The organism is Flammeovirga aprica JL-4 (genome assembly GCF_012844305.1).
GTDB lineage: Bacteria > Bacteroidota > Bacteroidia > Cytophagales > Flammeovirgaceae > Flammeovirga > Flammeovirga aprica.
Window position 1 is genome coordinate 116637 of the sequence record NZ_JABANE010000007.1, and the last position, 22729, is coordinate 139365.

General features: G+C 34.6%; 23 protein-coding genes. 22 read left to right on the plus strand and 1 reads right to left on the minus strand.

What is annotated here, in order from left to right:
- Positions 1 to 47: 47 nt before the first annotated feature.
- The 7 genes from HHU12_RS03945 (at position 48) to HHU12_RS03975 (ending at position 6786) form a co-directional block, all read left to right on the plus strand.
- Positions 48 to 839, plus strand: coding sequence for a zinc ribbon domain-containing protein (locus HHU12_RS03945; RefSeq protein ID WP_169655211.1), 792 nt, complete (start codon positions 48 to 50; stop codon positions 837 to 839).
- An 83-nt stretch (positions 840 to 922) separates the two neighbouring features.
- On the plus strand, positions 923 to 1534 hold the full coding sequence (locus tag HHU12_RS03950) for a fumarylacetoacetate hydrolase family protein (RefSeq protein ID WP_169655213.1): 612 nt from the start codon (positions 923 to 925) through the stop codon (positions 1532 to 1534).
- A 9-nt stretch (positions 1535 to 1543) separates the two neighbouring features.
- Entirely contained in the window at positions 1544 to 2707 is a 1164-nt protein-coding gene (locus tag HHU12_RS03955) for a serine hydrolase domain-containing protein (protein WP_169655215.1), read from the plus strand.
- A gap of 13 nt (positions 2708 to 2720) precedes the next feature.
- Complete coding sequence (locus HHU12_RS03960; protein ID WP_169655217.1) at positions 2721 to 3470, plus strand: TrmH family RNA methyltransferase; 750 nt, start codon at positions 2721 to 2723, stop codon at positions 3468 to 3470.
- A gap of 79 nt (positions 3471 to 3549) precedes the next feature.
- Entirely contained in the window at positions 3550 to 4365 is an 816-nt protein-coding gene (locus tag HHU12_RS03965; RefSeq protein ID WP_169655219.1) for a hypothetical protein, read from the plus strand.
- A gap of 126 nt (positions 4366 to 4491) precedes the next feature.
- Entirely contained in the window at positions 4492 to 5295 is an 804-nt protein-coding gene (gene murQ, locus HHU12_RS03970) for an N-acetylmuramic acid 6-phosphate etherase (RefSeq protein WP_169655221.1), read from the plus strand.
- A gap of 189 nt (positions 5296 to 5484) precedes the next feature.
- On the plus strand, positions 5485 to 6786 hold the full coding sequence (locus HHU12_RS03975; RefSeq protein WP_169655223.1) for a DEAD/DEAH box helicase: 1302 nt from the start codon (positions 5485 to 5487) through the stop codon (positions 6784 to 6786).
- Here HHU12_RS03975 and HHU12_RS03980 read toward each other — a convergent pair.
- Complete coding sequence (locus HHU12_RS03980) at positions 6783 to 7514, minus strand: geranylgeranylglyceryl/heptaprenylglyceryl phosphate synthase (protein WP_169655224.1); 732 nt, start codon at positions 7512 to 7514, stop codon at positions 6783 to 6785. The two genes, HHU12_RS03975 and HHU12_RS03980, sit on opposite strands and share 4 nt — an antisense overlap.
- Before the next feature lie 161 nt (positions 7515 to 7675).
- Here HHU12_RS03980 and pyk point away from each other — a divergent pair, with 161 nt between their 5' ends.
- From pyk to HHU12_RS04055, 15 genes are all read left to right on the plus strand, one after another.
- Entirely contained in the window at positions 7676 to 9106 is a 1431-nt protein-coding gene (gene pyk, locus HHU12_RS03985) for a pyruvate kinase (RefSeq protein ID WP_169655226.1), read from the plus strand.
- A 238-nt stretch (positions 9107 to 9344) separates the two neighbouring features.
- Positions 9345 to 10424 (plus strand): LptF/LptG family permease, encoded by a 1080-nt coding sequence (locus tag HHU12_RS03990; RefSeq protein WP_169655228.1) that lies wholly within the window; start codon positions 9345 to 9347, stop codon positions 10422 to 10424.
- Positions 10425 to 10656: 232 nt separating this feature from the next.
- Positions 10657 to 11322 carry a Dph6-related ATP pyrophosphatase gene (locus HHU12_RS03995; protein ID WP_169655230.1) on the plus strand — a complete coding sequence of 222 codons (666 nt, stop codon included), beginning with the start codon at positions 10657 to 10659 and terminating at the stop codon, positions 11320 to 11322.
- A gap of 311 nt (positions 11323 to 11633) precedes the next feature.
- Entirely contained in the window at positions 11634 to 12578 is a 945-nt protein-coding gene (locus HHU12_RS04000) for a hypothetical protein (RefSeq protein WP_169655232.1), read from the plus strand.
- 37 nt (positions 12579 to 12615) lie between these two features.
- The gene (locus tag HHU12_RS04005) at positions 12616 to 13314 is read left to right on the plus strand and encodes a hypothetical protein (protein ID WP_169655234.1); all 699 of its coding nucleotides are present in this window, start codon (positions 12616 to 12618) and stop codon (positions 13312 to 13314) included.
- 127 nt (positions 13315 to 13441) lie between these two features.
- Entirely contained in the window at positions 13442 to 14353 is a 912-nt protein-coding gene (locus HHU12_RS04010; protein ID WP_169655236.1) for a DMT family transporter, read from the plus strand.
- 62 nt (positions 14354 to 14415) lie between these two features.
- Entirely contained in the window at positions 14416 to 15609 is a 1194-nt protein-coding gene (locus HHU12_RS04015) for an alpha/beta hydrolase family protein (RefSeq protein ID WP_169655237.1), read from the plus strand.
- A 103-nt stretch (positions 15610 to 15712) separates the two neighbouring features.
- Positions 15713 to 16588 (plus strand): universal stress protein, encoded by an 876-nt coding sequence (locus HHU12_RS04020; protein WP_169655239.1) that lies wholly within the window; start codon positions 15713 to 15715, stop codon positions 16586 to 16588.
- An 82-nt stretch (positions 16589 to 16670) separates the two neighbouring features.
- The gene (locus HHU12_RS04025) at positions 16671 to 17768 is read left to right on the plus strand and encodes a Nif3-like dinuclear metal center hexameric protein (protein ID WP_169655241.1); all 1098 of its coding nucleotides are present in this window, start codon (positions 16671 to 16673) and stop codon (positions 17766 to 17768) included.
- A gap of 10 nt (positions 17769 to 17778) precedes the next feature.
- Positions 17779 to 18939, plus strand: a complete 1161-nt coding sequence (locus HHU12_RS04030) for a YncE family protein (protein ID WP_205959768.1) — start codon at positions 17779 to 17781, stop codon at positions 18937 to 18939.
- A gap of 105 nt (positions 18940 to 19044) precedes the next feature.
- A complete protein-coding gene (sdaAB, locus tag HHU12_RS04035) occupies positions 19045 to 19722 on the plus strand; it encodes an L-serine ammonia-lyase, iron-sulfur-dependent subunit beta (RefSeq protein ID WP_169655245.1) in 678 nt (225 codons plus the stop codon).
- 86 nt (positions 19723 to 19808) lie between these two features.
- Positions 19809 to 21152 (plus strand): TolC family protein, encoded by a 1344-nt coding sequence (locus tag HHU12_RS04040; protein ID WP_169655247.1) that lies wholly within the window; start codon positions 19809 to 19811, stop codon positions 21150 to 21152.
- 20 nt (positions 21153 to 21172) lie between these two features.
- A complete protein-coding gene (locus HHU12_RS04045) occupies positions 21173 to 21592 on the plus strand; it encodes a DUF2147 domain-containing protein (protein ID WP_169655249.1) in 420 nt (139 codons plus the stop codon).
- Positions 21593 to 21762: 170 nt separating this feature from the next.
- Positions 21763 to 22110, plus strand: coding sequence for an ISAon1 family transposase N-terminal region protein (locus HHU12_RS04050; RefSeq protein ID WP_169655251.1), 348 nt, complete (start codon positions 21763 to 21765; stop codon positions 22108 to 22110).
- The coding region (locus tag HHU12_RS04055) for an ISAon1 family transposase (RefSeq protein WP_449401693.1) at positions 22097 to 22729 on the plus strand (633 nt) is incomplete at its 3' end. The genes HHU12_RS04050 and HHU12_RS04055, both read left to right, overlap by 14 nt.

A 22729-nucleotide genomic window follows, 5' to 3' on the forward strand; every position in this document is an offset into this window, starting at 1 on the left:
CATACAGGAAAAAATTTAATGTCAACACTTTAGTTTTACCAATCCCTATGGAGAATACCGTCGCCCAAAGAATCGAGGCGCTTTCGAAAGTACAACAAATCGACAGCGAACTAGATGCAATCCGCAAATTACGCGGCGACTTGCCGGAAGAAGTTCAAGACTTAGAGGATGAAATCGTACGTTTTGAAACTCGTATCGATAACCTTAATGCAGATCTTGGTAGCACAGAGGCAAATATTGAACAATTAAAAGGTAAAATTCAAGATTTCAAGAAGCGTATTACTTATCTTGAGGAGCAACAAATGAATGTTAGAAATAACAGAGAATTTGATGCAATCAACAAAGAGATGGAGATGCTTGATCTTGATATACAAGTTGCACAAAAGAAAATTCGTGATAACGAAGCTGACGGCAAAGTGAAGCGTGATAAAATCGTTAATACGAAAGAAGCTTTAGAAGAACGTAGAAAAGATCTACAAGCTAAGAAAGCTGAACTTGACGAAATCATGGCGGAAAGTGAAGTGGACGAGCAAAAGCTTCTGAAGCAACGTGATAAAGCAACGAAACATCTTGATGATAGATTATTAAGATCATATAATAAGATTAGAGAAAATTCTTCAAACGGATTAGCTGTAGTATCTGTGAAAAGAGGTGCTTGTGGTGGTTGTTTCGCAACTGTTCCTCCACAACGTCAAGCAGATATTCGTGAGAAAAAGAAGCTTATCGTTTGTGAGCACTGTGGTAGAGTTCTTACTGAAGTAGAAGTAATCGAGGAAGTGGAAGCTGCTCCTAAGAGACGTTCTACAAGAGGTAGAAAAGCTACGGCTAAGAAAAAGTAATTTAATTACTGATAAAAATAGCCCGATAATGAACTATCGGGCTTTTTTGTGTTTTATAACATCACCTCTATTTTATTATTACTATGAAGATCATTTGTATCGGTCGTAATTATGTAGATCACATTGAGGAACTAAACAACGAGCGACCAACTCAGCCCGTTATTTTCTCAAAACCTGACACTGCTGTTTTAAGAAACAATGCTCCCTTCTATTTTCCTGAGTTTTCTGAAGACATTCATCATGAGGTAGAACTTGTGGTAAAAATCTGTAAGGAAGGAAAATATATTCAGGAGAAATTCGCTCATCGCTATTATGACGAAGTGGGGCTAGGTATTGACTTCACAGCAAGAGATGTTCAAAACAAATTAAAAGAGAAAGGTCTACCATGGGATCTTGCAAAAGGTTTTAATGGCAGTGCCCCTATTTCTTCTTTTCAGCCTATTTCTAATTTCAAATCCATTCAAGACATCAATTTCAGTGTAAAACTGAATGGAGAAGAAAAACAAAATGGCAACTCAAAAATGATGCTTTGGAATGTAGACGAAATCATTTCATTCATCTCTAAATATATTACTTTAAGAAAAGGTGACCTTATTTTTACAGGTACTCCAAAAGGCGTATCTCCAGTGAAAATTGGCGACCGTATTGAAGGTTTTATCGAAGACCAGAAATTATTGGACTTCGAAGTTAAATAGTATTTCTTTTTGGTACGTAATTTAAATCAATTCTTCCTTTCCTTATTCTGTTTTTGGATTGCTTTGGGATGTCAAAAACAACAACAAGAGGAAAAGGAAGAAAACTTAGTAGATAATAATAACAGCATTGACATAGATTCTTTATCTGTGGAAGAATTAGAACACTTCCATCATATTTTTGACTCCACTTTTACCAAACTCTATAAGACTAGAAGGTTTAATGGTGTGGTCTTAGGAGGAAAAAACCAACAGATAGTCTATCAAAAAGCTTTTGGATATAGAGATATCAGAAGAAGAACAAAATTGAAGGAGGATGACATTTTTCAATTAGCTTCTGTCTCAAAGCAATTTACAGCAAGTGCTATTTTAATGCTAGAGCAAGATTCTCTATTATCTGTCAATGACTCTATTAATAAATTCTTTCCCGAGTTCCCCTATCCAGGTATCACAATTAAGATGCTTCTTGATCATAGATCAGGGCTTCCTAATTACATCTATTTGATGGATAGAGAATTGAAAGACAAGCACACGCCCATTGATAATCAATTGTGTGTGGATTACATGTACGAGCATCAACCAGGAAAATACGGCTCTCCTGATGGAAGATTCAAATACTCCAATTCCGGCTATATGCTTTTAGCTTCAATTGTCGAAAAAGTAACAGATTCCCCCTTCTCTACCTTTTTGGAGGAAAGAATTTTCACACCTTTACACATGGATTCTACTTTTACATTTGATCCTGTAAAAGTACAACAAGAAAATATTCCTTTGGGGCATACTGGCAGAGGAAGAAAATACGAAGAATACATGTTGGATGGCGTTTTGGGAGATAAAAGTGTATATTCAAATGTTGAAGATCTTTTCAAATGGCATAAAGCACTCTTAAGAGATTCATTACTCAGTGCTGAGAGTAAAGAAAAAGCTTTTACTTTCCATAGCCCTAAACGAAAAGGTAAATACAATTACGGTTACGGATGGAGATTATTTAAACCTTCTGATGGAACAAAAGTTGTATATCATGGTGGTTGGTGGAGAGGTTATTCTACCCTCTTTGTCCATTACCCTGAATCAGAAGCATTTTTAATTATACTAACAAACAGAGTCAACCACTCTTTTGTCAATACGAATCATGTTTTTGATGTTTTAGAGATTCCAGAATTTAGAAGAAGATAAATTATTTAAGCTAGTGAATAAGCGTTGGAGTAAAGAAGTTCGTGCATTATTGCAAAAGAAAAAACGTAAAGAAACAAACCGTTTTATAGTTGAAGGTTATAAAAATTTAGAAGAGCTTTTTAGGTCAGACTTAAAAATCCATGCTCTTTTTTATACTGAAAAGCTTGATCCTTTGCTAGATGAGACGTTAAAAAGCAGTATTCCAGTTGTGGAACCTACTACACCTGAACTACTTAAACAAAACGGCAACCTACAAACCAACGACACAGGACTAGCTGTTGTTGAAATCCCTTCTTACTCACTGCCTTCAGTTCAGGGTTTTCCTAACTTCTGTTTAGCATTAGATGATGTCCGTGACCCAGGCAATCTTGGTACTATTCTAAGAGTCGCTGACTGGTACGACATCAAACATATTTTCTTATCTAAACAGTGTACTGATACTTTCTCGCCAAAAGTTGTCGCTTCAACCATGGGTGCTTTCAGTAGAATTCAAACCCATATTGTTGACTTACCCGCTACTTTGCAGGAATATAAAAATGAGGGAATTCAAATCATAGGTGCCGATATGGACGGCAAAGATATTCATCAATTTATACCTGATCAGAAATCAATTATGGTCATGGGAAGTGAATCTCACGGCATTAGTGATGATGTTCATAAAATTCTATCTACCAAAATCACAATTCCAAAATACGGAGAAGCAGAATCTTTGAATGTTGCAATTGCAACTGCGATCATCTGCGACAATATCAAACGTGTTTGACATTTATTGTGAATTTGAAATGAATCATTTAAGGTACGATTCATGTTAATAGTATAGAAATTACCTAAAAATATAAAATATGAACATCAGATACTTTATCACCATTACTAATCACGCACCAAATTTTGAAAACACAAATATTGTTTCATTCGCTCCCACTGGCAATAACAGCATAGCCACTTGGGTGAAATTGGATAAAGATTTTAAATGGGTAGATAAAGTATTAAAAATCAATACTGATGTTTGTTTGTATACCAATGAGGAGATTTCATTAGAAACTGCAGCACATTGGGTATTAGCAGAATCAAAAATTATGGAGAAATTTATCTGGAAAGACACCGTGGCTTATTCTCGTACAGAATTAATAAGCATGGCCAACCTTGATGATAAATTAGCATGGAAGGATGTCGCTTTTGCTGACCGTCTGATTTTTGATGAAAAATACCCAAGCAATTATCACTTCGCCAAAAAAGTAAATCCTCTTGCACTTTCTATAGATAAAAACATCAATAGAATGTTGAAAAAGGCAGATAAGTCAATTCTTATTGAAAAAATTAATGACGAGCTCAATTTCTTTATTATTCCTTTAGAAGAAAGTGTACAATTAGAAGAGTTACTGCATGTCATGAATAATCTGCTGATTGGCGGTCAAGATGATATTTATAAACTTGAAGCCAGATTTCAAGAAGAACAGCATATTATAGGTCTTAAAAAAGTAGGACAGAGAATCATTCATAATATTAATATTTCCAACACAAAAACGGGAAATTATATCTTCGGGGTGATCAATGCCAACGAGCATAAAACAAAGACACTATTAGATTTTGCTTTTGAAGATTTAGAGGAAGTCTCTATGCATATACATCAAATCATTGATGAATCATTAAATCAGTAAGAGATGTTTCAAACATACTCTAAAAGAATGCAGGTCACTATGATGCAAAACTATTTCGTGTATATTTGTAGCATACTATAACTACAAACAGTCATTTCTTTAACAGAAGTACAACACTTTAGAATAATGATTACAGAATCATCCTCGAATTATAATGACCTCGAAAAGATGGATGTAAATACACTTTTACATAGCATCAATAACGAAGATAAAACGGTTCCTTTAGCTGTAGAAAAAGCAATCCCACAAATTGAAGTTTTAGTAAAAGAGATTGTCCCGCGTATGAAAAAAGGCGGTCGTTTGTTTTATATAGGAGCAGGCACTAGTGGACGATTAGGTGTGGTGGATGCCTCAGAATGCCCTCCTACTTTCGGCGTTTCATTTGATTTAGTAGTCGGCTTGATTGCTGGCGGTGACGGTGCTATTCGAAAGGCGGTTGAACATGCTGAAGATGATGCTCAACAAGCTTGGGTGGATCTAAATAATGTAAATATTTCAGAAAACGATACTTTAATAGGCATTGCCGCTTCAGGAAGAACACCTTATGTGATTGGTGGTCTTGAAAAGGCTAATGAAAATAATATTCTTACAGGTTGCATTGTCTGCAATCCTGATAGCAAAATGGCTGAAGTGGCACAATTTCCTGTGGAGGCAATTGTGGGTCCTGAATTTGTAACAGGAAGCACTCGTATGAAAGCCGGTACAGCTCAAAAGCTCATCCTTAATATGATTTCTACCTCAGTAATGATCCAACTTGGAAAAGTGGTGGGCAATAAAATGGTAGATATGCAATTGACCAATCATAAGCTTGAAGAAAGAGCTGTAAGAATGGTAATGGATGAAATAAATGTTGAAAGAGAAGTTGCTCAAGAACTACTCCGTAAATACCCTTCTGTAAGACAAGCGACAGACGCTTACAGAAACAAATAGTAATGTACTTCAACATAAACTTTGTTTTTCATTTTACCCATTTTGATAAAACATCACCTCAAAATTGGTTACGGTGTATAAATAAAAGTTATATTAGGAGAAGTAAGTCTAGGTCTAGCTTAAGTAAGTATAAGAATTTTTTCTCTTGATACTTTATGATTGATTTTTTAAACAAGAAAAATATTTATTGTGACATTCGATGATTTTGAGTTAAATGACGATCTTTTAGATGGTATTTACTCCATGAACTTCAGGGAGCCCACTCCCATACAAGCACAAGCAATACCAGCAATATTAGATGGAAAAGATTTAATAGCATGTGCTCAAACAGGTACTGGTAAAACAGCTGCTTTCCTACTTCCTATAATGGATCAGATTCATATGTCGGATTATGATGGCACTGAAACGCATACCATTATTGTTGTTCCCACAAGAGAATTAGCATTGCAGATCGATTATCAGATCCAAGGATTATCTTATTATACTCCTGTAACCTCTATTGCAGTATACGGTGGCGATTCCAGTACTTTCTCTAATCAGAGAAATGCGCTGAAAACTGGCGTTGATATTATTGTAGCCACTCCAGGAAAACTGTTATCTCATCTTAATATAGGTGCTAACGTAAGCAAGGTTCGCAATCTAATATTAGATGAAGCGGATAGAATGCTGGATATGGGTTTTTATGAAGACATTCTTCAGATAGCCTCTCACCTGCCTAAAGTCAGACAAAACGTTTTCTTCTCAGCTACAATGCCTCCGAAGATCCGAACACTGGCCAAAAAGTTACTGCATAATCCTGTTGAGATTACTATTGCCATTTCTAAGACTTCTAAGAATGTTACACAGAAAGCTTTTCTAGTATATGAAAACCAGAAAAACTTAATGGTAGACTTCTTGGTACAACAGGAAAACTACGAAAGCGTAATTATTTTCACTTCTACGAAATCAAAAGTAAAGGAAATAACAGATGCCTTAACAAAGAGAGGACTCAGTGTTGAAGGCATCAGTTCTGATTTGGATCAGAAAGAAAGAGAAGATGTTTTATTAAGGTTCAAAGGTCAGCAGACAAAAATTCTTGTGGGTACTGATATTATTTCCAGAGGAATTGATGTTGACACGGTAGAATTGGTTATCAATTTTGATGTGCCAAAAGACCCAGAAGATTATGTTCATAGAGTGGGAAGAACGGCTAGAGCCTCACGAAAAGGAGAAGCCATCACTTTCATTAATGAAAACCCTAAGGAACAGCAATCTTTTGCAAAAATCGAAAATCTAATTCAATTAGAAGTTGAAAAACCTAGAAACCCTCCTTTCTTAGGACCTGGACCTGCTTACAATCCAATTTTAAAAAGGAATAATAACAGGAAAAATTTCCACGGGAAAAAGAAAAACTTCAACTACAATAATTCCGGAGGAAATAATAGTAATTCAAAGAAAAAATATTATAAAAAACCTTTCAAGAAAGGTCCTAACCGAAATAATGGCAATTAAATCCTATTTCGTATTTCTTTCAAAAAGTTGGGGTTGTTTTCAAAAGCAGTACCTATTACTACTACATCAGCCCCAGCGTCAAACTTTTCCATGACGGTATCCACATCTCTGATACCTCCTCCCACAAATAACAAACCATCAACTGCTTTTCTCACCCCTTGAACCATAGTGTTTGAAACAGGAGTTTTAGCTCCACTTCCCCCCTCAAGGTAAAAACTTCTCATCCCCATTAATTCTCCAGCCATAGCAGTACTTCTGGCAATATCGTCTTTGTTGTAAGGAATCGGCTGGGTGTTGCTCATGTACTGCACAGAAGTTGTCGCTCCACTTTCCACCAAAATATATCCTAATGGAATTGCTTCCAGATTGGCCTCTTTCACCTTATGTGCCGCGTGGACTTGTTGCCCAATCAAGAAATCTGGATTCCTCCCTGAGATTAATGACATAAATAAAATTGCGTCTGCATCTGGAGTGACCTGCATGGCGTTACCAGGGAACAAAATCACCGGTTTTTCCAATTGTTTCAATTCATTAACAGTTTTATTCAAAATATTTGAAGATAAAAGGCTCCCTCCAACCAAAAATATATCAGGCAGATGATTTTTATTGCCATTTTTTAAGAAAAAAAATAGTTCTTTTGTCCACCGATCCGGATCGATCAAAACAGCAAGTGTTTTTTTCTGTGATTTTTGTCGGTCTAATAGGACCTTTTCTGTGCTTAATTGCATTTGTTAATATAAGATGATTAAACAGGATTTGTTCTATTACATGAATTTGATAAATTCGCATGTGTTTCAAATATAGAGTACAAAAATAAAAATTTCAGTAAAACTGATTTTGTTATTTTAACTCGAACAATTTAAAATTATATATTCGTTAATTAAGAACTATGAGTATCGCAATCAACAAGACCAAAATCGTCGCTACGATTGGACCAGCAACAAGAGATAAGCAAAAAATTCTTGAGCTTATTCACGCTGGAGCAGATGTATTCCGTTTAAACTTCTCACACGACGTACACTCTGCACACAAACAAGTTATCGATTGGGTATCAGAGTACAACTCAAAATTCGGTCATAACATTGCTATCCTTCAAGATTTACAAGGGCCAAAAATCCGTATTGGTGAAATCGAAGGTGGTGCTGTTGAGATCGTTGAAGGCGAAAAAATTACTATTACAAACAATCCAGTTGTAGGTACTAAAGATAGAGTATCAACTTCTTACACAAACATTGTGAAAGACGTTAAAGCTGGTGACAACATTCTTATCGACGACGGTAACTTGTGTGTGCGTGTTGTTGAAGTTAAAGCAAACGAAATCATTTGTGAAGTAGTTTACGGAGGTAAATTAAAATCACGTAAAGGTATGAACTTACCTGATACTGATATCTCTGAAGCTTCTTTAACTGCAAAAGATAGAAGAGACTTAGAATTCGGTTTAGAATGTGGTGTAAACTGGGTAGCATTATCATTCGTAAGAAACCCTGAAGATATCACTTCAGTAAAAGAAATCATCAAATCTAAAGGTTCAAATGCTAAGATCATCGCTAAAATCGAGCGTCCTGAAGCAATTGCTAACTTTGATGAAATCTTAAAAGTAACTGACGCTGTTATGGTTGCTCGTGGTGACCTAGGTGTTGAGATCAACTTCGAAGACGTTCCAATGCTTCAAAAAGAAATCATCCAGAAGTGTAATAGAGCAGCTAAGCCTGTAGTTGTTGCAACTCAAATGATGGAGTCTATGATCAACAACCCTCGTCCTACTCGTGCAGAAGTAAATGACGTTGCTAACGCTGTTGCTGACGGTACTGACGCAGTAATGTTATCAGCTGAATCTGCTGCTGGTGATTACCCTATCGAAACTGTTCAAGCAATGGTTCGTATCATCACTGCTATCGAGCGTCAAAACGAGAAAATTTACAGCAAAACGTATGACTTCAACTCTGAAAGCTCTGCATTTGGCGGTAACTTGATCGCTCAAGCTGCTTCAAGCATCTCTGCTGACTTAGGAGCTAAAGCAATCATCGGTTTGACTACTTCAGGATTCACAGCTTCTAGAATCTCTAGACACCGTCCTAAGACAAACATCTTTATCTTCTCATCTGACAAGCAATTAGCGGCAACGCTTAACATTGTTTGGGGTGTGAAAGCGTTCCATTATGTACCAAAAGAATCTTCTGAAGAAACTTTCAAAGAGTTAGAAGAAATCTTAGTACAAAAAGGTTTCCTTGCAAAAGGTGATAAATTTGTAAACATCGCTGCTTTACCTCTTACTGAAAAAGGTAAAACAAACAGCTTAAAAATTGGTACAGTAGAGTAATTCATTATTCTCTGTAGATAGATTCTGAAGGCCTTTTGAGTGGTTTTACTCAAAAGGCCTTTGTTTATTAAATACAATTCATTTTAATTCTTTCTTCATTGATGTGAAACAACGTTAAAAGACACTATTTATATGTATTCTATTGCCTTTTACGTTGGAAAATTAGTGAAGGAATTCTTTTTTTGTATTCGGTAGGCATTTGCCTTTAAGTCGAATTAAAACACTTACGACAGACAATATGAAACTTCTGGATAAGTATATTCTTAAAAAGTTTTTTAAAACATTTATTTTTGTAGTACTGTTACTAAACATCATTGTTTGTGTAATTGATTACACGGAAAAGCAGGATGACTTTTTAAAGCACGGTTTAGATTTTGGATATGTCTTTACTGAATACTATGTAAACCTATTTATACACTGGGTAAATACATTAAGTCCGCTTTCTATATTTATTGCTGTTGTATTTATGACCGCAAGGCTTGCAGCACATTCAGAGGTTATCGCTGTATTAAGTAACGGTGTGAGTTACCCAAGATTCTTGTTACCTTATGTAGTTGGAGCATCTATTATTGGTCTTTTGATCTTTGCTCTGGTAGGCTACGTAGTTCCTTACAATGCAAAAACAAGAGTAGCTTTTGAAATTGAATATTTGAAAAGCCCCTACTACTTTAACGAAAGAGATATTCACTACAAGGTAAGCGACTCGACTTACTTATATGTAGAAAGCTATAACAACAGAATCCAAAGAGGTTACAGACCTACATTGGAAACGTTTGATGGCAATAAATTATTAGAGAAAATTTCTGCGAATAGAATTCAATGGGATTCTGCTAAACAAGAGTGGAAATTTGACAAATACGAAAAATATATTTTCAATAAAGATGGTACTCAAAAATACTCTAAGGGTAATTCATTAACGAAGAAATTGAATTTAGATCCTAAGTATTTTGAAAGTAAGTACAATCTTCATGAAACATTGACCAACTCAGAGCTTTCTGAGTACATTGAAGAAGAAAGAAGCAGAGGTGTAGCAAGCTTGGGAGTATACGAAAATGCTCTTTATGAGAGATACGCCTATCCTTTCGCCATCTTGATCCTTACATTAATGGGCGTTTGTGTTTCGTCTGTAAGGTCAAGACACGGTTCAGGCTATTTGATCGCAATGGGATTTGTATTAGCATTTATCTACCTCCTAATGGTAATTATGAGTAGAGCCATTGCCGAAGCGGATACTTTAAGTCCATTCTTAGCCGCATGGTTGCCGAACATCATTTTCTTCTTTGTCACAATCGGACTTTACTTTAGAGTTCAGAAATAAGAAGATTTAAAAATAAATTGGAAAGAGTCTAGCAAGTAAAAATGTTAGACTCTTTTTTATTGACAAAATATTGAAGAGAATTCGAACATTGAGGAATGATAACTTTCTATTAAAACAGTGAGATAATTCATTTTAATAGTTCTAAAGTAATGCCTAATTACACCTTATTGTATATTCTATTAGAAAACAATAAAACCTCTTGAATTCATTAATTTAAACTGAATAGCAGAACATGAAAAATGCAGTCGTTTTATGGACGGGCGGTAAAGATTCCGCACTAGCCTATTTCGAATTAAAAGATAAATACAACATCGTCAAGTTTGTTACTTTTGTGCCAAAAATTGACAAGGAATTTGTTGCTCACCCTGTTGAACTGATGAAGGCACAATCTTCAAGCATTAGCATTCATCATGAGTTCGTAAAAGTAGGAGAACCTTTTAAGGAAGGATATATAGAAGCCATGGCACAACTAAAAAAGGAAGGCATTGAAGTGGTCATTACTGGAGATATTTCAACGATTAACGACCAACCTAATTTCATTGAAGAGTGTTGTAAAGGTTTATTGGAAATTGATATGCCACTTTGGGAACATGACCGCAGAGCTTTATTGGATAAGTTTATTGATAACAATTTCGAAATCCTTATTTCATTATCTTACAAGAAAGATTTCGAACAACATATTACTGGCAGACGGTTAGATGCACAACTAGTAGAAGAACTAAAAGCGTTACAAGATAAAACAGGAATCGATCCTTGTGGTGAAAACGGAGAATACCACACCAACGTCCTTGACGCTCCTTACTTCAACAATAAAATTAATTTAGGTTTCAGTGTTGAGGAAAAAGAAATTTATCACTCTATAAAAATTGAAAGTATAGAGGTAGAAGAAAAGAATTAATTTTCTTTCAATTAAACCCACGTGGAGACAGTTGATACAGATCTTAGCTCTACGTGGGGTCAAAAATTACTAGCATTTTTTCCTAAGTTTTTCTATTTTCACCAACCAAATAAAAAACTTTAAAGGCAACTATAAATAAACTATTGTAAACCATTATGGCTAATAACAAACTATTTCAAGTGAAGCTTAATAGAACACCTAGAAATACCTTTTTCCATAAAACAATTTTCATCACATTCAATCTTCTATTTGCAGTCTGTGTTATTTCATGCATAGTTGAACCCTTATACTATTTTATAGAAAATAAGGAAATGACTACTATGGAAGCAGACCGCTTTCAATTTCTTTTTTTATTCAGAATGGGTTTGTGTTTTTTAATATATCAGTACTTTGATAAAGTCAATAAAACTAAAGTCATACTGAAGAAAGACACTTTAATAGTCAAAGGGCTACAAAAGAAAGAATTCAATGTCAAAAAAATCCGTAAACTATTTCTGAAGAGTGTCAGTGTAAAAAATAAGAATGGTGAAACTAATGCATTTTATCATGCTTTTATTTTGTTGGGAAGTGGAGAAGAAATCGATCTAACACCTCATTTAGAAAATGATGAACAGGACAAATTATCTAAGCTTGTTGTTCAATTTAAGCAATCTATTTACAGCTCAACTTATCTAGAGCTCAAAAGAGATAAAATAACGATTAACAATCCTGAATTTAAAAACCCACCCTCTTTTACAAAAGAATATACATTTAAAGAAAGTTGGCTGGAAAACTTTTTTCAAAATTTATTTATTCTTTTCGTTGTGGGTACAGTTATGTCAGGCCTTAGTATGGCATTGTATGAACATAAATTTACTTTTTTTTCTTATACACTCTTATTGATAAGTTGGTCATTACTTATTTATCAATTTATTAAGGGGCTTAAAGTAGATACTTCCGTACAGAAAACAACTTTCCAGATTAGAGATAATCACTTGGTCATCAAAAACAACAGTGATGAAGAAGTATTTGATGGAGCTCATATTTCAGAAATATCTTATAGAAGAAAGAAAATTGTAACAAGAAGTTCAAGAAAATCTAGTTATTCAACCACCTATTATTATGTATGCAAGCTGATTGATACTGAACTAAAATCACATGATTTAGAGTTTTATTCATTTGATGAATCAGTTATAATAAACCTAATATTCTCATTAAACAAACATCTTAGGATTAATGAAATTGAAAAACCTATTTCGAAAATACATGACTTATAAGTGATAATTCAACTTCAACGTAAAACAAAAACTTATTATGAAAATTTATCTATTTGTAATCATCAATCTTCTTTTTGTCATTAATATTTCAGCTCAAACGAGTAGAAAAGAAGTACAATTAAGTGGCTTTATTGCTGAAAAATATGCCATTTCAATGACCTTGGCAATTAATAATGATGATGTAGTAGGCTATTATTATTATGAAAAATACAAAACGAAAATTTTATTGGAAGGTAAGATCGTAAATGAGCAGATCTATCTACAAGAATCTCCTGATGTCAGTTCTGACTTTACAATGGGCTTTAGAGGAGCATTGACAGCTAGTGGATTTAAAGGGTTTTGGTTAGACAAAAATAGAGACAAGTCATTGAGTTGTTCATTGGAAATGAAATCAGAAGAAATTGTCAACTTATCTGCCAATGCAATAGATGGTACTTATGAAAGTGAGTATAACTCCGACAGTTATAGTGGTCACCTAAAAATGAAGAAAATTAGTGGCAACTTTTATTACTTCAATGTTTCTGTTGGCACTGCATCAGCATGTACAGGGAATTTGAAAGGAATTGCTACATTTAATGGGGCCGGGAACGGTAATTATACAGGAAAAGCTTGTAAAAGAATTGATTTCACAGCCTCTAATAATACATTAGAACTCACTGAAAAAGAATGTAATATGCATGGCATGCAATGTAGTTTTGAAGGGAAATACCAAAAGACAGATGCTAAGGATTTTTAAAGGCATGATCTCTACCCTAGTACAATAAGATTTATTATTCTTTCGTATAAAAATGAATTAGTTAATTCTAGTTCATTTTTATACCTTTGCCGCACAATTATTTAAACACCTCATACTTCCATAGAGCATGTTCAACGAGCAACTGAAACTTCATATCATTGTTTTCGTCTGGGGATTTACGGCAATCCTTGGCGTATTAATCGAATTGGATTCTTTTCAATTAGTGTTTTATAGAACACTGATTGCAGCCATTTCAATGGGAATTTTCATGAAATTCAAAGGGTGGGACTTGAAAGTCAACTGGAAAGAAGCTTTCAAGTTATTATTTACTGGCGGGTTAGTCGCTTCTCACTGGATACTATTTTTCGCTTCTGCAAAAATATCTAAAGTCAGTGTGTGTTTAGCAGGTATTGCCACCACAGCTTTGTTTACTTCATTACTCGAACCGTTATTGACAAAATCGAGTATCAAACCTTATGAAGTTGTTCTCGGACTTTTTGTAATTGTAGGTCTTTATATCATTTTCCAATTTGAATTTGATCATGCATTAGGACTGTCACTTTCACTTTGTGCCGCATTTGTAGGCTCATTGTTCAGTGTTTTGAATGGTAATTATGTAAAGACTATTTCATCTCCAAAAATCACGCTTTATGAAATGATAGGAGGTTGTATCACAGCATTTATCTGCCTTCCTTTCCTATCTGACAGCCCTACTCTTTTGGCAGTCCCTTCTACACTAGACATCATCTACTTATTGATTTTAGCAGTAATATGTACAACGATTGCTTATGCTGTTTGTGTAGAAATCCAGAAAAGCTTAAGTGCCTTTCAAGTCAACCTTACCGTAAACTTGGAACCTATTTATGGTATTATCCTAGCATTACTATTTTTCGGAGAAGAAGAAACCATGACACCCGGTTTTTATGTAGGTGCAGGCATTATTTTACTTTCTGTACTCTCTTATCCATTCCTGAAACAAAATTACAACAGAAGGTCTTCCAATAGAAAAAAGCTTCATGAAGAAGTAATACAGAATTAATGAAAACAATTCTTGTGTTTTAGAGGTCTTACTTTTATCTTAAAAATAAAACGACTATTAGTATGACCTCTAATTTATTTTTTAAAAAGTATTCTTTTTATTTACTGCTATTATTGCTCTCTTTTTCTTGTTCAACAAGTGACGATGACGAGGAAATAAAACAAGTTAATCAAACCTTAGTATCCCATACACAAAAAAGTAGTTTCTCTGAGCAAGAGATTCAAATTCTTGCACAACTTGGTGGCTTAGGTGATGTAGTCCCACTTGTTCAAAACGGATTCTCCAGTTATAATGTAGAATATAATACAAAGGACAAAGATGGAAAAAGTATTGTAGCCTCTGGCGTTGTAGCTTTCCCCACGAATAAAACGCAGATCGATTGGGTGATTTTAAGTAGAGGTACTATTTTATCTGATAACGAAGCTCCTTCGGTTACTACACTCCCATCTTATGAAATTGGTGCTGCACTTGGTTTTGCAATCATTGTCCCGGATTTAATTGGTTTTGGTTCCACTTCTGATTACCCACAATATTATTTTATAAAAGACAAAACCGGTGAGCAGACACATGATTTACTAAAAGCAGCACAAGAACTGGCCGGTGAATTATCAGTCTCCACTACTCAAAGAGCTTTTATTACGGGTTATTCCCAAGGCGGTTATTCTTCGATGGCTGTTACAGATTACCTTCAAAAAAATAATTCCAGCTTAGAAGTACTAGGCGTTTTGTCAGGAGCAGGAGGATATGACCTTTTAAGAGTGATGGAAGAAGTTTTAACCCAAGATGAATATGATTCGCCTTCTTTCCTTGCCCTTATTGCTCAAACCTATTACACTTATTACGGCTGGGATATTAATACGTATCCTGTTTTTAATGAGAATATAGAAAATATTGAAACTCTTTTAGATGGACGTTTTTCTACATCAGATTTAAATAATCAACTTCCAAAAAAAATAAATGAACTTTTTCATGCCGATTTTATCAACAGCATGAAAAATAAGGATACTAATCATCCTATGTATAAATACCTGATGGAAAATTCTGTCAATGACGTTTCTTCTAATGCTCCCTTCTATCTTTATCATTCTCCTAATGATGAAATTATTCCTATTGTGACAAGCGAGGAAACTTACGACCTTCTTCGTCAGAATAACAATACGGCTACTTTTAGAACAATTGATGGGGCAAGTCATTCAGAAGCAGCGGTTTCTATGCTAATTGCCGCTTTTGATGATATTAATGAGATTTTGAAGTAACAATATTTAATGTATTTTTTACAATTATACTGATTTTGATCAATGTTTAACCTTCACATAGTTTGTATATTCATATACTGATAAAGATAAAAACGTACAGATCATGGAAATCAAAAATATATTAGTACCAACGGACTTCTCTCCTGAGGCAACAAATGCTTTGAATGTAGCGATTCAAATTGCAAAAAAATGTAATGCGGCCATCTCACTATTACACGTAATTGATGTCCCTACCATTAATCATTACGACAGTTTATCTGTTTTTGGGGCTGGAGATATAGGCATGGAAGACCCGGAAGTCTACACGCATTATACAAGAAAGCTTTCTGAAATTGTCAATACTAAAGTAGATAAAATCGTTGCTGAAAATCCAGGTGTGGTCATTCAAAAACATATAGAATTCGACTCGCTACAAAGACATTTAGCAGATTTTGTGGTAAAAGATGAAACTGATCTTATTATCATTGGTTCTCAAGGTGTTAGCGGTATTGACGAAGTTTTGATTGGGTCTAATACTGAAAAAATCATTCGACATGCTAAAGTTCCTGTATTAACAGTAAAAAGAGAAGAAAAGGATTTCGGACCTAAAAAGATTGTTTTTGCTTCTGATTTCCATAAAGTTAATGACAATGTGATTGCCTCTTTGAAAAACTTCCAGACATTATTCGATTCAAAGATTCACTTTGTAAAAGTTATTACTCCAAGTAATTTTGAAGCGACACCTTTTTCTGTTGGTCAACTTGAAGAATTCGCTGAAAAGCATGAATTTACAAACTATGAAGTACATACTTTTAATGACTTCTCTGAAGAAGAAGGTATTAGAGGGTTTGCTCAGTTTATAGAAGCGGATATGATCTCGTTAATCACTCATGGTAGAACAGGTATTCAGCATATTCTTTATGGCAGTATTGCAGAGGAAGTTGCCAATCATGCCATCCGCCCTGTTTTAACTTTCAATAAAAAGTTAAAGACAAAGTAGTTTTTTCATTACATTTACATATCAAAAAATTAAGTTATAAGCTCGTTTCATTTCGATTCGGGCTTCCTTTTTCTAAAAGCATATGAAAGTCAAGGAAATAATAAAAATATTAGAAGAATTAGCACCTGCTCAGTATCAAGAAAGTTATGATAATGCTGGATTAATTACAGGAAGTGGACAGGAAGAAGTGAAAAATGTATTGGTCACTTTAGATTGCACTGAAGAAATAGTGGAAGAAGCCATCCAAAAAGATTGTAATTTAATCGTCGCGCATCATCCTATCGTTTTCAAAGGACTGAAAAGACTGAACGGGAAAGATTATGTAGAAAGAACTGTTATTAAAGCTATAAAAAATGACATCTGCATCTTTGCTATTCATACCAACCTTGACAATATGATTCATGGTGTGAACAAGAAAATTGCAGATCTTATTGGTTTAGAAAATGTGAAAATTCTAAGTCCAATCAGAAACAATCAGCTGTTCTTAAGTACCTATGTTCCTGTTGACGCTATTGATAAAGTACAAAATGCATTAGCAACTGCAGGTGCTGGTAAAATAGGCAACTATGACGGCTGTAATTTCCAATTGGAAGGCAAAGGCTCTTTTACACCTAACGAAAATGCAAATCCCACAATTGGTTTTAAAGGAAAACAAGAATCAGTAAAAGAAATCAAAATTGAAGTACAATTCCCTACTCATTTAAAAGGAAAAGTCTTGACTGCACTTCAGTCTTCACATCCTTATGAAGAAGTTGTATATCAATTACAAATTCTTGAGTCAACGTCCAAAGATATTGGATCTGGCATGTACGGAACTTTACCTTCACCTATCTCTGAAACAGAATTATTACAAAGATTGAAAACCGTTTTCAGAGCGGGTGTGATCAAGCATACGCCATTAAGAAATAAAATGGTTTCCAAAGTGGCTTTATGTGGTGGTGCCGGTAGCTTCTTATTAAGAAATGCGATTGGTGTCAATGCCGATTTCTTTGTTTCTGGAGATTTCAAATACCATGAGTTCTTCGATGCCGAAGGAAAAATTGTGATAGCAGATATTGGTCATTATGAAAGTGAGCAATTCACATCCGACCTTTTAGTAGATCACTTAAGTGAACAATTCCCTTCTATTTCATTTATCAAAACAGCAATCAACACTAATCCGGTTCAGTGTTTTGTCTAAATTGATGAGATTGAAAAAATTTAAATATAGCATTATTATATCCACTCTCATCCTATTTGTGAGTGGATATTTTATTTTCCTCAATACCGGATCTGAAGGTACTCCTGCCCCACTTTTACAGAAAGAAATCAAAACCTATGATTCTCTGGTTTATGTTTCTTCCAAACGTTTTCCGGTAGATTTAGCACCAAAATCCATCCTTCATTCAAAAGACAATTCTAAAATCTATGTCTTGTGTCTTGAAGCACTTTCAGTAATAGAAATTGACACAAAAACAAGGAAGCGACTTCGCACTCTAAAATTCACCCCTTCTGCAGGAATGGGTTTTGATTATAAAACGAGAAAGTGGGTGAAGTCAATTCAAGAAAAACCTGTTGAAGGTGTGCTTACGCACAACGATAGATATTTGTGGATCAGTTTACACAATGCTGATGGTGTTGTAGTTTGGGAATTGAAAGAAAAAAGTAGTGATTTTAAAGAGTTCAAAAGTGCTTCAATCACATCAATTGATCAAAATGAAAAGATTAAACTTCCTTTTTTTGAAACAGAAACCACTCCTAAATTTTTAGTCAATGACTCTATTAACCATCGTATTTTAGTTACAAATTGGCATGATCACTCCTTTACTGTTATTGAGTATAATGATGAAAATCCATCAAAATGGACTACCTCTAAACACCTTCCTACAAGTGCAACACCAAGAGGAATGCTGATTGATCAGGAGCATCATCATCTTTGGATTGGGAATATGGGTTCTTATAACCTTCAAATTTTTGACTTGAAATCGCTTGAACTTCAAAAAACCATTACCAACGTTCCCTCACCAAGACATTTTGTGATGAACGACTCCCTCGTTTTCATATCGCAAAGCAGTAAAGAAATTATTTCGGCTTATGACCGAAAAACACTTCAATATCAATTTAAAATAAAAACACAAGACGATCCAAGGTCAATTGCAATATCTAAAGATGGGCGATTCCTTTTCAGTACATCTTATGGCGACAATACAATAGAAGTCTTTGATTTAAAGAGAAATGAGCGAATTTATAACCTCACATCACATGGAGGACCTGTTGGTATAACACTCATTGAGAGTGAAAACTCCATTCAAGCATGGGTCTGTAATTATAAATTTTCAACCGTAAAAGTATTTACTTTTGCACTTAAATAATGATATTTACAATAAGTACTATTCACAATAGTGCTTACCACATATTACATAAGGCTGTTTTAGACAGTCATATTACCTAACCATATACATAAATTTAGCCTAAACATGGCAGATAAATCTAGCATTTTTGACATGATCGGACCGATTATGATTGGTCCATCGAGTTCACACACAGCAGGTGTAGTAAGAATAGGCAGAGTGGGACACAAAATGATTGGGGGAACACCTGACAAAGCTGAAATTGTATTCTATAACTCTTTTGCACGTACCTATGAAGGTCACGGATCTGATAAAGCGATTATTGCTGGACTGATGGGATTGAGTACGGATGACCCTGATATAAAACAGGCTTTTGACCTTGCAGAGCAGAAAAACTTAGAATTTAACTTCAAGCCCGTTGGGAATGCATCAGCACACCACCCCAATACCATACGATTGATTCTTGAAAAAGGAGATAACAAACTTGAAATAGTGGGCGTGAGTAAAGGTGGTGGTATTATCTCCATCAGAGAGGTCAACGGTTTCTCATCAAATTTCAGTGCCAACTCTCCTACATTGATTGTGACTGCTGATGACCGAAAAGGTGCCATCTCATTTATATCCATGTTACTCTCACAAGAGGAAGTTAACATTGCAGAAATGACGGTTTCCAGAAGCGGAAAACATCAAAAAGCAACTCAGTTTATAGAGATGGACGAAAGGCCTAGAGATATTACCCTCAAATACCTAGAAAGTATAAAATGGGTACATAAAGTTACTTTTTTACCAAATGTAGACGACTAACCTATTAAAGGTTAGTTTTTCTTTTTATATTTTGGATTAAAACACAATCATCATACTTCATTTGTTCAAAAGACAAATTTTTTACAATGTACAAACGTAAACTTCTATTATTATTTTTTCTCTTAAATAGTGTCATAGCCTATTCTCAAGATAAAGAATGGTCCTATCAACAATGTGTTGAATATGCGATCGAAAATAACTTGTCCGTTAAATTACAGAATTTTGATGTCGTTGAACGTACAGAAGAGTTAAAACAGGCTAAATCACAACGTCTTCCTAATGTAAATGGATTTTACAACCACAGCTTTAACCGTGGTTTAAACCCCGATCCTAACACCAACGTATTAGTAAATCAAATCACGAATAATGGTAGTTTTGGTGCACAAATTGGTATTCCTGTATTCAACGGACTTAAGATTAACAATTCAATCAAACAATCCAAAGCCTCTATCAAAAGCTCTGAATATAGTAAGGAAAAAATGCAGAATGATATTATTCTGCAGGTTACGGAAAATTATTTAGACGCCATTTTCAAATATGAAAACGTGGGTATCTCCAAAAAAAGAGTTACCAATTTAAAAGAACAAGTAAGTAGAACAAAAAGACTGGTTGAAGCAGGCTCATCTCCCCTTTCCGAGCTTCTAGATTTATTATCACAGTCAGCTGATTCTGAACGTCAGCTAACAGAGTCTGAAAACGCCTTCAACATTGCTTTATTAACCTTGAAGCAGTCAATGCAACTTGATTTCAATACTCCTTTCTCGATTATCATTCCTGAATTTGCAGAACCAGATACCACTTTACAATTTTTAGCATCAAACAAAGTATTTGAGGAATCAAGAATGATAATGCCTGAAATAAAGGCAGCAGAGATGAATATTAGCGTTTCAGAGTTTCAAAAGAAAATTGCGAAAGCGGATTATTTTCCAATATTCAATATAAATGGTAACGCAAGTACAGGTTACGCTTCTAATTATGTAAACATTGAAGACCCTACTGATAATAGCTTAGCAAAACAATTTGAGAATTTCTTTAGTCAAACAGCAGTTTTCCAAGTAAGTATCCCTATTTATAATAGAAGAAACACTAAAACGAACGTAAACAAGGCAAAAATTGCTATAAGAAAAAGTGAGATTCAATTGGAGCAGGAATTAAACACGCTTCGTATCAACATTGAACAAGCTTATATCAATGCATTAAGTGCTCAAAAAACATATATCTCCTCGAAAAAATCAGTTGAATCACTGGAAGAGCAATTCAGATCAGTGAATAAACGTTTTACCTCAGGAGCGGCCAACACCACTGATTATGTTGTTGCCGAAAACAATTTAAACATTGCGAAAGCAGAGCTAAATAGAGCTAAATATCAATTCATATTCTCTCAAAAGATTCTTGATTTTTATGAGGGAAAACAAATTATCTTAGAATAAAATATTATAATTTTAATCAAATGAAGAAACTATTATTTTTTGTATTCCTTATTTTTTCATCCACAAGTTTACTTGCTCAAGAAACATCTGCTTTCGGCGTTTGGAAAACCATTGATGATGAAACAAATGAAGCCAAAGCTTATGTAGAAATCTATAAAGTAGGCGACAAAATGCACGGAAAGATCACAAAATTATTGATCGACCCTGAAGATTCGATATGCGAAAATTGTCCTGGTGAAAAGAAAAACAAGCCAGTAGTAGGATTGGAAATTATCTGGGATATGGAAAAAGATGGTGACCGCTGGATTGACGGTGAAATTCTGAAGCCTGAAAATGGTAAAATCTATGACGGTAAAATTTGGGTAGAAGATGGTAAACTTCAAGTCCGTGGTTATATCGGATTTATGTATAAAACACAAACTTGGTTGAGAGTAGAATAAATGCTTTCAAGTAATTTTAAAAAGTCTGAATGCTTAAAGAAGAGAAGTGTTCAGACTTTTTTTGAAATATAAATTAAACTAACTGAAGATATTAAAAATTGAAGCAAACAAAAAGGGGGTCAGTACCAAAAGTTGGGCACAGACCATAATGTTGCTACCTTTGTAATATTATGAATGACGATTTATTAGCCTTGTTTTTCCCTGAGGGGATGTTAGATTACTTCGATATTGAAGACTATACAAACAGTTCCACAGAACTTCAAATTTATCTAAGAGAAAAAGATATACCTCCTGTTGAATATTCGCATTTAAATCTCCAAAAGCGAGGCTTTCATACCCCTAAGATTGTTGAAGATTTTCCTATTCGTGGTAAAAAAGTAAAATTGATCGTAAAACGTCGTAGATGGGCAGAAAAAGATGCTCATTTAAAATTATCAAGGGATTGGAAGTTAGTAGCAAAAGGAACACGTATGTCTGAGGAATACGCGTCTTTTTTAAAAGCACTTGCTCGATACTGAGGCCATAAGCAGTCAGCGTCTCTCTACTTTCTATGGAGTTAAAAGCAACAATTTTCTTCGGAGTTATAAAAAACATTTGAGTGAATTTAGCGAATGGGTAAAAGAACATTCAGATGATAACAATCTTATCTTTCCTGAAAATATTTCAAAATCGATTGGTATTGATGAGACCTCTTTGTCCAATGGAGAACTATACACGATTGTAACCAATAAACTAGCAGATGGCAAGCAGGGAAGCTTAATCGCTTTAGTTGAGGGGGTAAAGTCTGAAGGTGTAATAAAAGTTTTAAAAGAAATCCCTAAAAATCAGCGTGATAAGGTAGAAGAAATAACATTGGACATGGCTAATAATATGAACCTTATTGCAAGTAAATGTTTTGGTAAAGCAGATATAGTTATTGACCGTTTTCATGTACAACAATTAGCTTCTGAAGCTGTACAGGAACAACGAATCAAAATCAGATGGGAAACTTTGGAGGCAGAGAATGAGAAAATAAAAGAGAGTCGAGAAAAAGAGGAGAAATATGTACCTGAAATACTTCCTAACGGCGATACTTTACCGCAACTATTAGCAAGAAGTAGATATGCATTATTCAAACCTATCTCTAAATGGACAAAA